Source organism: Vibrio sp. 1CM23M (assembly GCF_023161755.1).
Classification (GTDB): Bacteria; Pseudomonadota; Gammaproteobacteria; order Enterobacterales; family Vibrionaceae; genus Vibrio; species Vibrio coralliirubri.
Window position 1 is genome coordinate 184034 of sequence record NZ_JALNTR010000007.1, and the last position, 12352, is coordinate 196385.

Sequence of the window (12352 nt, forward strand, 5' to 3'; positions counted from 1 at the left end):
CATATTTCTTAAAGTAAGATCATAGATTTTGTGCATTTTGCCATTCTAATTTAAAGTATTCAGCTCTATAGCCAGTACTCAAGGATTCTCATCTCGATGGAAAAAGACTATGTCACAAAAGAACTTAGCTGGTTATCCTTCAACGAAAGAGTGCTCCAAGAAGCGGCAGATAGGTCAGTCCCCTTAATCGAAAGAGTTCGTTTTTTAGGTATTTACTCGAAAAACCTCGATGAGTTTTACAAAGTCCGATTTGCTGATGTGAAGCGAAAGATCTTACTTCAAGATCCACAACTAACCTCCAACTCACCGAAAACCTTGCTGACTCAAATGCAGAGTAAAGCGAGCAAGCTCGATGCTCAATTTCATGAACTGTATAACGATTTGCTATTGGAATTGGCACGTAATCGTATTTTTCTGGTCAACGAACAGCAAATCAGCGAAGAACAGAGTAGCTGGATAAAAAAGTACTTTAAGAAAAAAGTACTGCCACACTTAACGCCGCTTCTCTTGAACGAAGATAGCCAGTTGCTCAACATTCTCAAAGACGAACAAAGTTACTTAGCCATCGACATCGAGCGTGAGGCATCTTCTCAATATGTCTTACTCGAAATCCCATCAGAGACACTCCCTCGATTTGTTAAGCTACCGGAACCTTCGGGTTCGCAGCGTACAACTTTGATCTTGTTAGATAATATAGTTCGATTTTGTTTGGGTGACTTGCTTAAAGGCTTCTTTGAGTATGACTCATTACGTTGTTTTGCGATAAAAATGACACGTGATGCCGATTATGATCTTCAAGAAGACAATGAAAATAACCTATTAGAATCGATGTCATTAGGTTTAGAACAGCGCTTAACAGCACTGCCGATACGTCTGATCTATGAATCTGAAATGCCAACTGAAATGCTCAACTTCTTACAAGTCAGACTTAAACTGTCTGACTATGACAGTGTCATCGCAGGTGGGCGTTATCATAACTTCAAACATTTCTCTGAGTTCCCAAGCCTTAATCGACGTGATTTAATTAATCGCCCGCTACCCGCGATTAAGTGCGCGCATTTCAATAATTACCCAAACTATTTCGAAGCGATCAAAGCTCGTGACATTTTACTCCATTACCCTTATCACACCTTTAGTCACATCACTGAACTGGTTAGGCAGGCTTCCTTTGACCCGAAGGTAACCTCCATCAAAATAAACGTTTACCGTGTTGCGGAAGGCTCAAAACTCCTCAGCTCGATCATCGATGCAGCACACAATGGCAAAAAGGTCACTGTGGTTGTCGAGCTGCAAGCACGCTTTGATGAGCAAGCCAACATTCAATGGACCAAGAAACTTCAAGAAGCGGGTGTAAAAGTCATCCATGGCATCCCAAGTTTGAAGATCCATTCCAAGTTGCTGCTCATCAAACGAAAAGAAGGCAAGCATACCGAGCATTATGCCCATATTGGCACTGGCAACTTTCATGAAGTGACAGCGCGCGTATATACCGATTTTTCTCTGCTCACTGCGAATGAAGATTTGACTCAAGAGGTGAGGCAAGTCTTTAAGTACATTGAAAATCCTTATCAAAAGTCCCAGTTCAAACAACTGATTGTGTCACCGAAGAATACAAGAAAACGTCTGTATCAGTTGATAGATAACGAAATACAAAATGCGATAGAAGGTAAGCCTGCGAACATCACTCTAAAACTCAACAATTTGGTCGATCGAGAGATCATTGAAAAGCTTTATCAGGCTAGCCAAGCCAATGTAAAAGTGAGAATGGTCATTCGCGGCATGTGCTCTCTTGTCCCTGGCATACCCAACATCAGTGACCATATTGAGATTGTCAGTGTGGTCGACCGTTTTCTCGAACATCCGAGAGTGATGATATTTGGTAACGCTGGAAAGCCGAAGGTCTATATATCTTCCGCTGACTGGATGACACGAAACTTTGATCACCGCATCGAAGTTGCAGCTCCAATTTTAGATCCAAAGATCAAGCAAACCATTATCGATATCACCGAGTTTCATTTCGATGACAGCAACAAAGCTCGAGTGCTAGACCAAGCGATGAGCAACCCTTACATACAACCACCAGCAAACCCACTTGATTACTCGACGTCACAACTCTCCACTTACCACTATATTAAACGTATGGAGAAACTTGCTCGCAAGAAGTACAAACAAGAGAAGAAATCATGCCGCTAATTGATAACAAACATTCTCGATGTATTGCCGCTATCGACTTGGGTTCGAACAGCTTTCACATGGTGGTTGCCCGAGTATTCGATCAACACCTGCAATTAGTCAGCAGACACAAACAGAAAGTCAGATTAGGTGATGGATTGGATGAACGTAACGTCCTATCCGAAAGCGCTATCGAGCGAGGCCTAGAATGCCTCAAGGTGTTCGCAGAGCGACTGGCGGATTTTGAGCTTGATGATGTCAGAGTTGTTGCGACTCATACCCTAAGAAAAGCCAAAAACGCTAAAGACTTCTTAGAGCAAGCCAAACCACTGTTTCCTTTTCCAATAGAGATCATTTCCGGTCAAGAAGAAGCTCGAATAATCTATAACGGTGTAGAGCACACTCAAACCGCTTCTGAATCTAAGTTGGTTATTGATATCGGTGGTGGCAGTACCGAACTCGTTGCTGGACAAGGCTTTACTCCTCTAATTATGCGCAGTTTACCGATGGGATGCGTCAACTTCACTCAACGTTTCTTTGCTGACGAAGGACTAACTTCACGACACTTCTCAGATGCTTATACCTCAGCTACTCGTCTATTGATGCCATTGATTGAAGAATACACAAAAGCCCCTTGGGGAATCGCTTTTGGCTCATCAGGGACTGCTAAATCAATAAAAGAGGTACTCATTGGCTTAGGGTTCACCGACGGTCTCATTACGCCCCAACGCCTGTCTTATTTGAAGAATCACTTATGTGAGTTTTCATCATCCAACACCTTAAATCTTTCAGGCTTAAGTGATGAGAGAAAGCCTGTGTTTGCTGCAGGCGTCACCATTCTTTCAGCAGCCATGGATACGCTAGACATCAAGGAGTTACATTTTTCTGATGGTGCCCTGAGAGAAGGCGTTCTATATGACATGGAGGATCGGTTTAAAGATATTGATGTTCGAACAAGAACTGCCGAAACGCTCGTTTCTCGATACCATGTAGACGTAACTCATGGCGAGAAAGTGAAAGTGCTCGCCCTTGCATTGCTGAAACAAGTGCAACCTCAAGTGACAACTGCGGTCACTAATGAGCTGTATGATCTGCTTGGTTGGGCTGCGTTGCTTCATGAGGTAGGACAAAGCATTGCATTCCAAGGTTATCACCGCCATTCGGCCTATCTGCTTAAGCACACGACAATGCCAGGCTTCAATACTGAGCAGCAGCGTTTTATATCAACATTGGTTCGCTATCAAAGAAAATCGCTCAAGCTACAAGATTTGCCGGAACTTTCTCTGTTTACCCAACAACAAATCACCCTGCTGATTCGTATATTGAGACTCGCTATCTTACTCAACCGTCAGCGAAATCAAGCACTAACTCCAGACGTAACTCTAACGATTGAACAACAAGATAACTGGGAATTGAAAGGATCTAACAGCGATTGGTTGTCCCAAAACCAACTGCTTGATTGTGAACTCAGAGAAGAGCAACAACGTTGGCAAAATGCAGGATGGTCGTTGAAGCTAAAATAACGAACAGTCAAAATTAAAACAGCCTGCGACATCGCAAGCTGTTCATACGTTTCTTATCTAAGTTTATCGTAGCCTCAATCAGAGCCCGACTTTTGCCAACTCTTGCTCTGCGAACTCAGACGGTATTGCTAAATAGCCATCTTTCTCTACAAGTTCTTGTCCTTGCTTTGAGAACACAAAAGTGAGGAACTCTCTCTCAACGGGAGAAAGCGGTTTATCTGGGTGTTTATTCACGTATACATAAAGAAAGCGTGATAGAGGGTAATCACCACTCAAGATATTCGCTCGAGTCGGCTCTACATAATCAGAACCATGCTCAGCAATAGGAATTAGCTTAACGCCAGCGACACGATAACCAATACCTGAGTAACCTATGCCGCTGATTGATGATGCGACCGACTGTACAACCGATGCAGAACCTGGCTGCTCATTGACTCGGTTCTTAAAGTCACCACCACATAATGCGTTTTGTTTGAAATAGCCATAGGTTCCCGAAACGGAATTGCGCCCAAACAGCTGGAATCGATGTTTCGCCCAAGGTTGGTCGACGCCTAGATCTTGCCAATCGTTCAGCGGTTTCGTCGCACCACAGCGTAATGTCTCGGAAAAGATGCCATCAATCTGACGGAAATTGAGCCCCTCAATAGGATTATCTCTGTGCACAAAAAGTCCAATCGCATCGATCGCCACTCGCAGTGCTGTCGGTTTATAACCATGTTCTCTTTCAAACGCCTCTACTTCTCGCAAGCGCATCGGACGACTCATTGGTCCTAGATGGGCAGTACCTTCGGTTAAGGCTGGAGGCGCAGTAGAAGAACCAGATGCTTGGACTTGAGCGTTAACGTTCGGGTAGTAAGATTTAAACTCTTCCACCCATAACGTCGTCATGCCCGCTAAGGTATCCGAACCTACCGATAATAAGCTCCCAGAAATGCCCGGAACCTTAGAATAATCAGGAAGAGAGTCGACACCCAGTTCGGCATGAACAGGGTTGGCCAAAGCAAACGCTAATAATGAGCTGATTGGCAAACGCATCCTGCGTGTCAAACAGCTCATGACACTGTCAGTCGATTTGGTAATGTGAAATGGAATCGACTACCGACTCCTACTTCACTTTGAATTTCTAAATGTGAGTCATGGTGACTAAGCGCATGTTTCACAATCGCCAATCCAAGACCACTACCACCGGTATCACGTGAGCGTGCTTTATCTACACGATAGAAACGCTCTGTGAGTCGATGTAAGTGTTGTGGCTCGATACCGTCTCCGGTGTCTGACACATCTAAACATGCACCTTGACTGGTCTGGTACCAACGCACTTTAACCGTCGCGCCCGGTGGTGTGTATTTCACTGCGTTGTAAACCAGATTCGATATCGCACTTCTCAACTGATCTTCATCAGCGAGAACGCGTAGGCTCTTATCGATATCAAACTCAAGCTTATGCTCTCTATCACCACTTAGGCTGGCCGCTTCTTTCTCAAGAACCTCAAGCATCGCCGGAACGTTCACCACTTCATCGAGCTCATGCATCGGCGCCGCTTCGATTTTTGAAAGTGTTAATAGCTGATTGACCAGACTGTTCATGCGATTCAATTGCTCGGTCATCACACCATGAGCCTTAGGCCACATAGGGCCAACGACCATGTCTGGATCTTCCGTCATTTCAAGGTAGCCCTGAAGTACGGTCATTGGAGTTCGTAGCTCGTGAGAAACGTTAGCAAAGAAGTTACGACGCATGCCTTCTAGCTGCTTTAGCTGAGTAACATCACGTACCACCATCAGGTGTTCACCCTCGGTATACGGCACGATACGAAGCTCAAGCATACGTTCCACGTTAAGTGGCGAAGGCATCTCTAACGGTTCTGAAAAGTCTTGTTTATTAAGATACTTGATGAAGTCCGGCGTGCGGATCAAGTTAGAGATCGGTTGTCCTGAATCGTCTGGCCAGCGAAACCCAAGTAAATACTGAGCAAGCTTGTTACACCAAACGATATTGCCTTCACCGCGAAATACCACAACGGCATCGGGAAGGGATTCTGCACCATTTCTGAAACGGCGAATTAGGTTGGTCAGCTCTTTACGTTTGCGACGCTGTCTCTGCTGCATACGATAAATACCGTTGAACAAAGATTCCCAGTTCCCAGAACCTGATGGTGGCGTTAGACGCTTCTCATCCCACAACCATGCGGACAAACGCATTTGATTGTGTAGATGCCAGCCAAGCTGCAATACCGTAGCAGCCAGCAGTAACCAAGGTAGGTAGCCGAATATCCATCCAACTAAAACCCAAGGTGCGTAAAAAAAAGCCAGCTCCCAAGCCAGCTTTTTCCAGGTTAACTTTTCAACCATTCAGGACTCCGTAAACTGGGTAGCGAAGCCACACTAAGCCTTTGTAGAAAAACGGTAGCCCGCGCCGCGAACCGTTTGGATTAGCTTGTCGTGACCTGCAGATTCAAGTGCTTTACGCAGGCGTCGAATATGTACGTCAACGGTACGGTCTTCAACGTAAACGTTGGTGCCCCAAACGTTATTCAGCAGTTGCTCTCGGCTGTACACACGCTCTTGGTGTGTCATAAAGAAGTGCAACATTTTGAACTCTGTTGGTCCCATATCAACCGGACCTTCGCTTGCGGTAACGCGGTGAGATACAGGGTCTAACTTAAGACCTTGCACATCAATCACGTCTTCCAGTGCGGTAGGCGTTACACGGCGAATAACCGCTTTCAGGCGAGCGACAAGCTCTTTTGGTGAAAATGGCTTGGTGATGTAGTCATCAGCGCCTACTTCTAAACCACGAACCTTATCTTCTTCTTCGCCACGAGCCGTTAGCATCACCACTGGGATGTTGCGAGTTAACTCTTCACGCTTCATGTGCTTGATAAAGTTTATCCCGCTACCACCAGGTAGCATCCAATCTAGTAATACTAGATCTGGGAAAGGTTCACATAGCTTGTTTACCGCTGTATCGTAATCTTCAGCCTCTACTGCTTGGTAGCCTTTTTGTTCAAGCACGAAACACAGCATCTCACGAATAGGTGCTTCATCTTCAACGACCAGAATCCTTCTCGACATAATTGAATAGCCTTTGTATTTAATCAACGCATTGCATTATCTGAGTTAATTATGACACTTTTGTGACCTTTGAAAACAAATTTTCATATAACTGTCTCAAACATTTCACTTTATAACTTTTGATACAGAGCTAGGGACAAATCGAATTAGATCTCATATCATGAAGCACTTCTAAAAAGGTATGAGAAAAATTTATGTGGTTTAAAAATTGCCTAGTCTATCGCTTCAACCGTGATATTGATTTCAACGCAGATCAGCTAGAGAAACAACTTGAAGAATTCCGCTTTACCCCTTGTGGTAGCCAAGACAAACAGAAGTTTGGTTGGGTACACGCAATGGGTAGACATGGCGATATGATGACGCACGTATCAGAAAACCGCATTCTTATCTGTGCAAAGAAAGAAGAGAAAATGCTACCCGCTTCTGTGATCAAAGAATCATTGAACGCAAAAGTAGAAACGCTTGAGGCAGAGTCTGGTACACCTCTGAAAAAGAAAGAGAAAGACAACCTAAAAGAAGACATCATCATTGATCTACTTCCTCGCGCATTCAGCCGCAGCAACTTCACTTACGCGCTGATCATGCCAAAAGAAGGTTTCATTGTGGTTGATGCGAGCAGCTACAAAAAAGCAGAAGATGTATTAGCATTGCTACGTAAGACAATGGGTAGCCTGCCAGTAGTGCCAGCTATTCCAGAGCAAGCGATTGAAACGACACTGACGGAGTGGGTGAAATCAGGTGATACACCTCAAGGCATCACTATGCTTGATGAAGCAGAACTAAAATCTATTCAAGAAGACGGCGGTATTGTTCGAGTTAAGAAACAAGAACTAGAAGCTGATGAGATTAAAAACCACATCGAAGCCAACAAGATGGTGACGAAACTTCTTATCAACTGGCAAGACCGTATTGAATTCATTCTTGCAGAAGATGGCAGCATCAAACGCCTAAAATTCAGTGATGAGCTCAAAGACGAAAACGACGATATTCCTCGTGAAGATCAAGCTGCGCGTTTTGATGCAGACTTCTCTCTACTTTGTGGTGAGTTCAGTGTTTTCCTTCCAAATCTATTTGAATCATTAGGCGGGTTAACTCAACCTAACGCTTAATCAGTCAAACTATAAGCTCAGGTGCTAAGGGTGTCTGAGCTTATTTCTCACTAAGTTCCCACTTATATTTGCCTCTCTGCCCTCTTGTTAATGTCATTGCTATCTTTAGGGCTATCAACCAAACTCATTTTAGCGTAAAATTTGCGCCCCTTTGATATCACTTGGTGGTATCAACCTGACTTGAGATCAGATTAGAGAACGAAGCAATGACTACACAAAAACCATTTGTACCTGAACTATTATCACCGGCAGGAAGCCTTAAGAACATGCGTTACGCATTCGCCTACGGCGCAGATGCAGTTTACGCAGGCCAGCCACGTTACAGCCTTCGTGTTCGTAACAACGAGTTCAATCACGAAAACCTACAAATCGGTATCGATGAAGCTCATGCTCAAGGCAAAAAGTTATATGTTGTATGTAACATTCAGCCACACAACTCTAAATTAAAAACATTCATTCGCGACCTTAAACCAGTTGTCGATATGGGCCCTGACGCGCTTATCATGTCAGATCCTGGTCTTATCATGATGGTTCGTGAAGCATTCCCTGAAATGCCAATCCATCTTTCTGTTCAAGCAAACGCAGTAAACTGGGCGACCGTTAAGTTCTGGTCAACTCAAGGTGTTGAGCGTGTGATCCTATCTCGCGAGCTATCGCTTGAAGAGATCGAAGAGATTCGCGAACACTGCCCAGAAACAGAGCTAGAGATCTTTGTTCACGGTGCACTTTGCATGGCTTACTCAGGCCGTTGTCTGCTTTCTGGTTACATGAACAAGCGCGATCCAAACCAAGGTACTTGCACCAACGCTTGCCGCTGGGAATACAAAACAGAGGCAGCGAAAGAAGACGAAAATGGTCAGATCGTTGAAGCTAATCCAACTGGTGTCGCTATTCAAGAAGTTGAAGTTCAAGATGAACGTCCAGACAACACACTAGGTCTTGGTAAACCAACAGACGAAGTGGTTCTGCTTTCTGAATCACACAAGCCAGAAGAGAAAATGGCAGCGTTTGAAGATGAGCATGGTACTTACATCATGAACTCAAAAGACCTTCGTGCAATCCAACACGTTGAGCGCCTAACTAAGATGGGTGTTCACTCTCTGAAGATTGAAGGTCGTACTAAGTCTTTCTACTACTGTGCACGTACTGCTCAGGTTTACCGTAAAGCTATTGACGATGCAGTGGCTGGCAAACCATTCGATGAAAGCCTAATGGGCACACTAGAGAGCCTAGCTCACCGTGGTTACACTGAAGGCTTCTTACGTCGCCATACACACGATACTTACCAAAACTACGAGTACGGTTACTCTATCTCTGACACTCAACAGTTTGTTGGTGAGTTCACAGGTAAGCGCCGTGGCGACCTAGCGGAAGTAGAAGTGAAGAACAAGTTCCTAGTAGGCGATAGCTTAGAAATGATGACACCAAAAGGTAACGTTGTTTTCAAACTGGAAGTTATGGAAAATCGTAAATCTGAAGCGGTAGACGATGCGAAAGGTAACGGTCACTTTGTATTTATTCCTGTACCAGCAGATCTAGATCTAGAGTACGGCTTGCTGATGCGTAACTTGAGCGAAGGCCAAGATACACGTAACGCATCAGGCAAATAATTTTTACTTAAGCGACTTACTTGAGAAGAAAATAATGGCTCTGTTAATTACTGACAAGTGCATAAACTGCGATATGTGTGATCCTGAATGCCCAAATGGTGCAATCACTATGGGCGACAGCATCTTCGAGATCGATCCAGATTTATGTACAGAGTGTAAAGGTCACTATGAAAAGCCAACATGTCAGTCAGTGTGCCCAATTACAAAATGTATAATCACTGACCCAAACCATATTGAAACTGATGACGAGCTACTTGAGAAGTTTGTTATCATTCAAGGCTTGACCTAAAAGAAGAAAGGTTCAACTTAACCATAAGTTGAACCTTTTTTTCATCCTGATTTTCCGATTGGATAAATATTGCAGAAGAGCTCTTTTTCAAATTGATATTCGAGTCGTTCTCGCCAGTTTATTGATTGAGCTATCGGAACAAGATAAAAGTTTTCCTTGCTGGTATCGGTCACAAATGCCATTCCATACTGCATCAATTCATAGTGAACATCATTTACGAAACTAGGATCTAAACGTTGTCTGCCTGTTAGTTGGGTAATGTCATCTCTCGAAATAGAAATACCCGAGCTTTCAGCGTTAAACCTATGTCTTAACCATTCTGAAAATTCCTTTGCACAAATCATAGTCATAGTCTTATCCTTGAATTATCTATCGACGGGTATCAGACTCTGATTTCGTATACTGCATATAAGCCGCATCTTTCACCCCAAAAATACTCAATCCCTGACCAAACCTTGTCAAATTCGTCATCGCCTTTGCTGATATCGTTATTGGTTTTATCAATATCAAACGATGTTCTTAATCTCGTGTTTATAAACTCTAGACAAAAGTGTGATGTTTCTCCAGTTTTAGAGTCGAGAAAACCAGTGGCAGTACCACTGTAAAAAGCCTCGATGAACAGGATTACTTATTCGATATCAAGGCCAAACACTGACTTGGCATCACTTTAACTTTTTTCTTTTTCTTAGTTTTAGCTACTTTTTTAGGAGGTGGAACTGGAACAGTCTTTGGAGCCCAACTAGCAAGTTCATCTCCACAACCATCACCTTTAGGAGGGCTCGCTTGAGCTATGCAGTTTGAACTGCCTTCAGGACACTTTAAACGGACGTGGAAGTGGGAATGATGCCCCCACCAAGGTCTTATTTTTCCCAACCAAGCTCTATCATTAGCGTCAGAGTCTTCTTGTTCACAAAGGGTTTGCTTGATCACTGGATGAACAAAAATACGCACCACTTTTTCATCTTTCGCCGCATAACGAATAACTTGAAAGTGATCATCGGTCCAATTCGATTGACGCAATTTGTAGTTGGTAAGATCCACTACGCTCACAGGTTTAGGCACAGCTAACTCGTTCTCTGACAACCTCTTACTGGTTAACCTTAGCCATATATCAATATCTAACCCTGTTTGATGACTTGAATGACCTGAAGAAAAGCGTCCTCCTCTGGGAAGAGAAATATCACCAACCAATAAATTAGTATTGAGTTTCTCGCTGGTCGTGACACCTAGCCTCTCAATAAACTTGATAGCTTCTGTATGACCATAGTAGCGCTCTCTTTGAGGGCGAATGATCTGATACCCCAAACCATTAATCGGCAAAGCCTGTGCGCCGTCTAGACAACCATTAGCATAACTTCCAATTGATGAGGATGAGTTTTTAGTAGGGTGACTCTCTTTTTCCCACGAAGTTGCTGATAGAGAAAATGAACAAAAGAATACAACCAGTGCAAAAAAGAACCTCATAATAATCCCAAATTACTGACGCTTACTCATTATATTAGTCGCCATTTAGGATTAGGTGCATATCGTATTTAAATTATTGGCGGTAGTTAGTAAATTAGACGGGTTAAAGCAATAAAACAGGAAAGGGGAAAAGGCCCTAGCATTTCTGCTGGGACAGGCTGTCTAAAGCCTTGAATATGGCAGGGGTGGACTGAGCCGGCACTCCGGAGATTAGATCGGGCTGGCGAGCTACGAAAACGCCTAGTTATCCCAACATTGCTTAGTAGAAACAACAGATGCAAAAAAGCCCCAGCATTCCTGCTGAGGCTTAGTATATGGAAAGGTTGGAGGTTTAGACTCCCAACACACGCTGTTTTGGTAAGTCGGAGAGTCCGCTGCTTTGCTAATGACGTATATTAGATACAGAAAGCAAAAAGGCTCTAGCATTTCTGCTAGAGCCTTAAATATGGCAGGGGTGGAGAGATTCGAACTCCCAACACGCGGATTTGGAATCCGCTGCTCTGCCAATTGGAGCTACACCCCTATTTTCAGTTTTAAAGAGCTGAAACTCTGAATAAGTGGCGGAGTGGACGGGACTCGAACCCGCGACCCCCGGCGTGACAGGCCGGTATTCTAACCAACTGAACTACCACTCCGCAGTGGAATACTTGTCGTCGCTGACAAGTGTTCAAACTTTTTGTCTTCACTTTTCAAAAAAGTGAAAATAAATTTGGAGCCTGGCGATGTCCTACTCTCACATGGGGAAGCCCCACACTACCATCGGCGCTATTGTGTTTCACTTCTGAGTTCGGCATGGAATCAGGTGGGTCCACAATGCTATGGTCGCCAAGCAAATTTTAAAATTCGGAAAGCTGTTAAATTCTCTTCAAACTCATTCAAGCGTTTGGTATTTCTTTGAGTCCACAAAACCCCTTGGGTGTTGTATGGTTAAGCCTCACGGGCAATTAGTACAGGTTAGCTCAATGCCTCGCAGCACTTACACACCCTGCCTATCAACGTCGTAGTCTACGACAACCCTTTAGGACGCTTATAGCGCCAGGGAAAACTCATCTCAAGGCTCGCTTCCCGCTTAGATGCTTTCAGCGGTTATCGATTCCGAACTTAGCTACCG

The 12352-nt window shown here is 44.0% G+C and carries 10 protein-coding genes, 2 tRNA genes and 2 rRNA genes; 5 read left to right on the forward strand and 9 right to left on the reverse strand.

Annotation, left to right across the window (positions count from 1 at the left end; translation table 11 throughout):
* Positions 1-96: 96 nt before the first annotated feature.
* Both ppk1 and ppx read left to right on the forward strand, forming a co-directional pair.
* On the forward strand, positions 97-2193 hold the full coding sequence (gene ppk1 / locus MSG35_RS18985; protein WP_248384757.1) for a polyphosphate kinase 1: 2097 nt from the start codon (positions 97-99) through the stop codon (positions 2191-2193).
* Positions 2184-3695, forward strand: a complete 1512-nt coding sequence (gene ppx, locus MSG35_RS18990; protein ID WP_248384758.1) for an exopolyphosphatase — start codon at positions 2184-2186, stop codon at positions 3693-3695. Before ppk1 ends, ppx begins: the two co-directional genes overlap by 10 nt.
* Before the next feature lie 78 nt (positions 3696-3773).
* Here ppx and MSG35_RS18995 read toward each other — a convergent pair whose 3' ends face one another.
* The 3 genes from MSG35_RS18995 to phoB are packed head-to-tail and all read right to left on the reverse strand — an operon-like array spanning position 3774 to position 6769.
* Positions 3774-4730, reverse strand: a complete 957-nt coding sequence (locus MSG35_RS18995; protein WP_122081864.1) for a phosphate ABC transporter substrate-binding protein PstS family protein — start codon at positions 4728-4730, stop codon at positions 3774-3776.
* A gap of 17 nt (positions 4731-4747) precedes the next feature.
* Complete coding sequence (gene phoR / locus MSG35_RS19000; RefSeq protein WP_019823041.1) at positions 4748-6046, reverse strand: phosphate regulon sensor histidine kinase PhoR; 1299 nt, start codon at positions 6044-6046, stop codon at positions 4748-4750.
* A gap of 33 nt (positions 6047-6079) precedes the next feature.
* Positions 6080-6769, reverse strand: a complete 690-nt coding sequence (phoB, locus tag MSG35_RS19005; RefSeq protein WP_004735064.1) for a phosphate regulon transcriptional regulator PhoB — start codon at positions 6767-6769, stop codon at positions 6080-6082.
* A gap of 194 nt (positions 6770-6963) precedes the next feature.
* Here phoB and rdgC point away from each other — a divergent pair, with 194 nt between their 5' ends.
* The 3 genes from rdgC to MSG35_RS19020 all read left to right on the forward strand — a co-directional run bounded on the left by rdgC (position 6964) and on the right by MSG35_RS19020 (position 9777).
* On the forward strand, positions 6964-7878 hold the full coding sequence (rdgC, locus tag MSG35_RS19010) for a recombination-associated protein RdgC (protein WP_048615190.1): 915 nt from the start codon (positions 6964-6966) through the stop codon (positions 7876-7878).
* A 206-nt stretch (positions 7879-8084) separates the two neighbouring features.
* A complete protein-coding gene (gene yegQ / locus MSG35_RS19015) occupies positions 8085-9488 on the forward strand; it encodes a tRNA 5-hydroxyuridine modification protein YegQ (protein WP_019823039.1) in 1404 nt (467 codons plus the stop codon).
* Positions 9489-9522: 34 nt separating this feature from the next.
* Positions 9523-9777, forward strand: coding sequence for a YfhL family 4Fe-4S dicluster ferredoxin (locus MSG35_RS19020; RefSeq protein ID WP_004735061.1), 255 nt, complete (start codon positions 9523-9525; stop codon positions 9775-9777).
* Positions 9778-9818: 41 nt separating this feature from the next.
* Here MSG35_RS19020 and MSG35_RS19025 read toward each other — a convergent pair whose 3' ends face one another.
* The 6 genes from MSG35_RS19025 to MSG35_RS19050 all read right to left on the reverse strand — a co-directional run.
* Positions 9819-10127 (reverse strand): hypothetical protein, encoded by a 309-nt coding sequence (locus MSG35_RS19025; protein ID WP_248384759.1) that lies wholly within the window; start codon positions 10125-10127, stop codon positions 9819-9821.
* A 274-nt stretch (positions 10128-10401) separates the two neighbouring features.
* On the reverse strand, positions 10402-11241 hold the full coding sequence (gene mepA / locus MSG35_RS19030) for a penicillin-insensitive murein endopeptidase (protein ID WP_248384760.1): 840 nt from the start codon (positions 11239-11241) through the stop codon (positions 10402-10404).
* Between the two features lie 446 nt (positions 11242-11687).
* A tRNA-Trp gene (locus tag MSG35_RS19035) sits at positions 11688-11764 on the reverse strand.
* A gap of 35 nt (positions 11765-11799) precedes the next feature.
* A tRNA-Asp gene (locus tag MSG35_RS19040) sits at positions 11800-11876 on the reverse strand.
* 79 nt (positions 11877-11955) lie between these two features.
* Positions 11956-12071: ribosomal RNA gene (gene rrf, locus MSG35_RS19045) — 5S ribosomal RNA — on the reverse strand.
* Positions 12072-12164: 93 nt separating this feature from the next.
* Positions 12165-12352, reverse strand: a 23S ribosomal RNA gene (locus MSG35_RS19050); the annotation flags it as partial.

Bases quoted from the DNA above. Each gene is read 5' to 3' on its own strand.
- phoB (WP_004735064.1), bottom strand. From the start codon at position 6,769: ATGTCGAGAAGGATTCTGGTCGTTGAAGATGAAGCACCTATTCGTGAG.
- phoR (WP_019823041.1), bottom strand. From the start codon at position 6,046: ATGGTTGAAAAGTTAACCTGGAAAAAGCTGGCTTGGGAGCTGGCTTTT.
- ppx (WP_248384758.1), top strand. From the start codon at position 2,184: ATGCCGCTAATTGATAACAAACATTCTCGATGTATTGCCGCTATCGAC.
- MSG35_RS19020 (WP_004735061.1), top strand. From the start codon at position 9,523: ATGGCTCTGTTAATTACTGACAAGTGCATAAACTGCGATATGTGTGAT.
- mepA (WP_248384760.1), bottom strand. From the start codon at position 11,241: ATGAGGTTCTTTTTTGCACTGGTTGTATTCTTTTGTTCATTTTCTCTA.
- yegQ (WP_019823039.1), top strand. From the start codon at position 8,085: ATGACTACACAAAAACCATTTGTACCTGAACTATTATCACCGGCAGGA.
- ppk1 (WP_248384757.1), top strand. From the start codon at position 97: ATGGAAAAAGACTATGTCACAAAAGAACTTAGCTGGTTATCCTTCAAC.
- MSG35_RS19025 (WP_248384759.1), bottom strand. From the start codon at position 10,127: ATGACTATGATTTGTGCAAAGGAATTTTCAGAATGGTTAAGACATAGG.
- rdgC (WP_048615190.1), top strand. From the start codon at position 6,964: ATGTGGTTTAAAAATTGCCTAGTCTATCGCTTCAACCGTGATATTGAT.
- MSG35_RS18995 (WP_122081864.1), bottom strand. From the start codon at position 4,730: ATGCGTTTGCCAATCAGCTCATTATTAGCGTTTGCTTTGGCCAACCCT.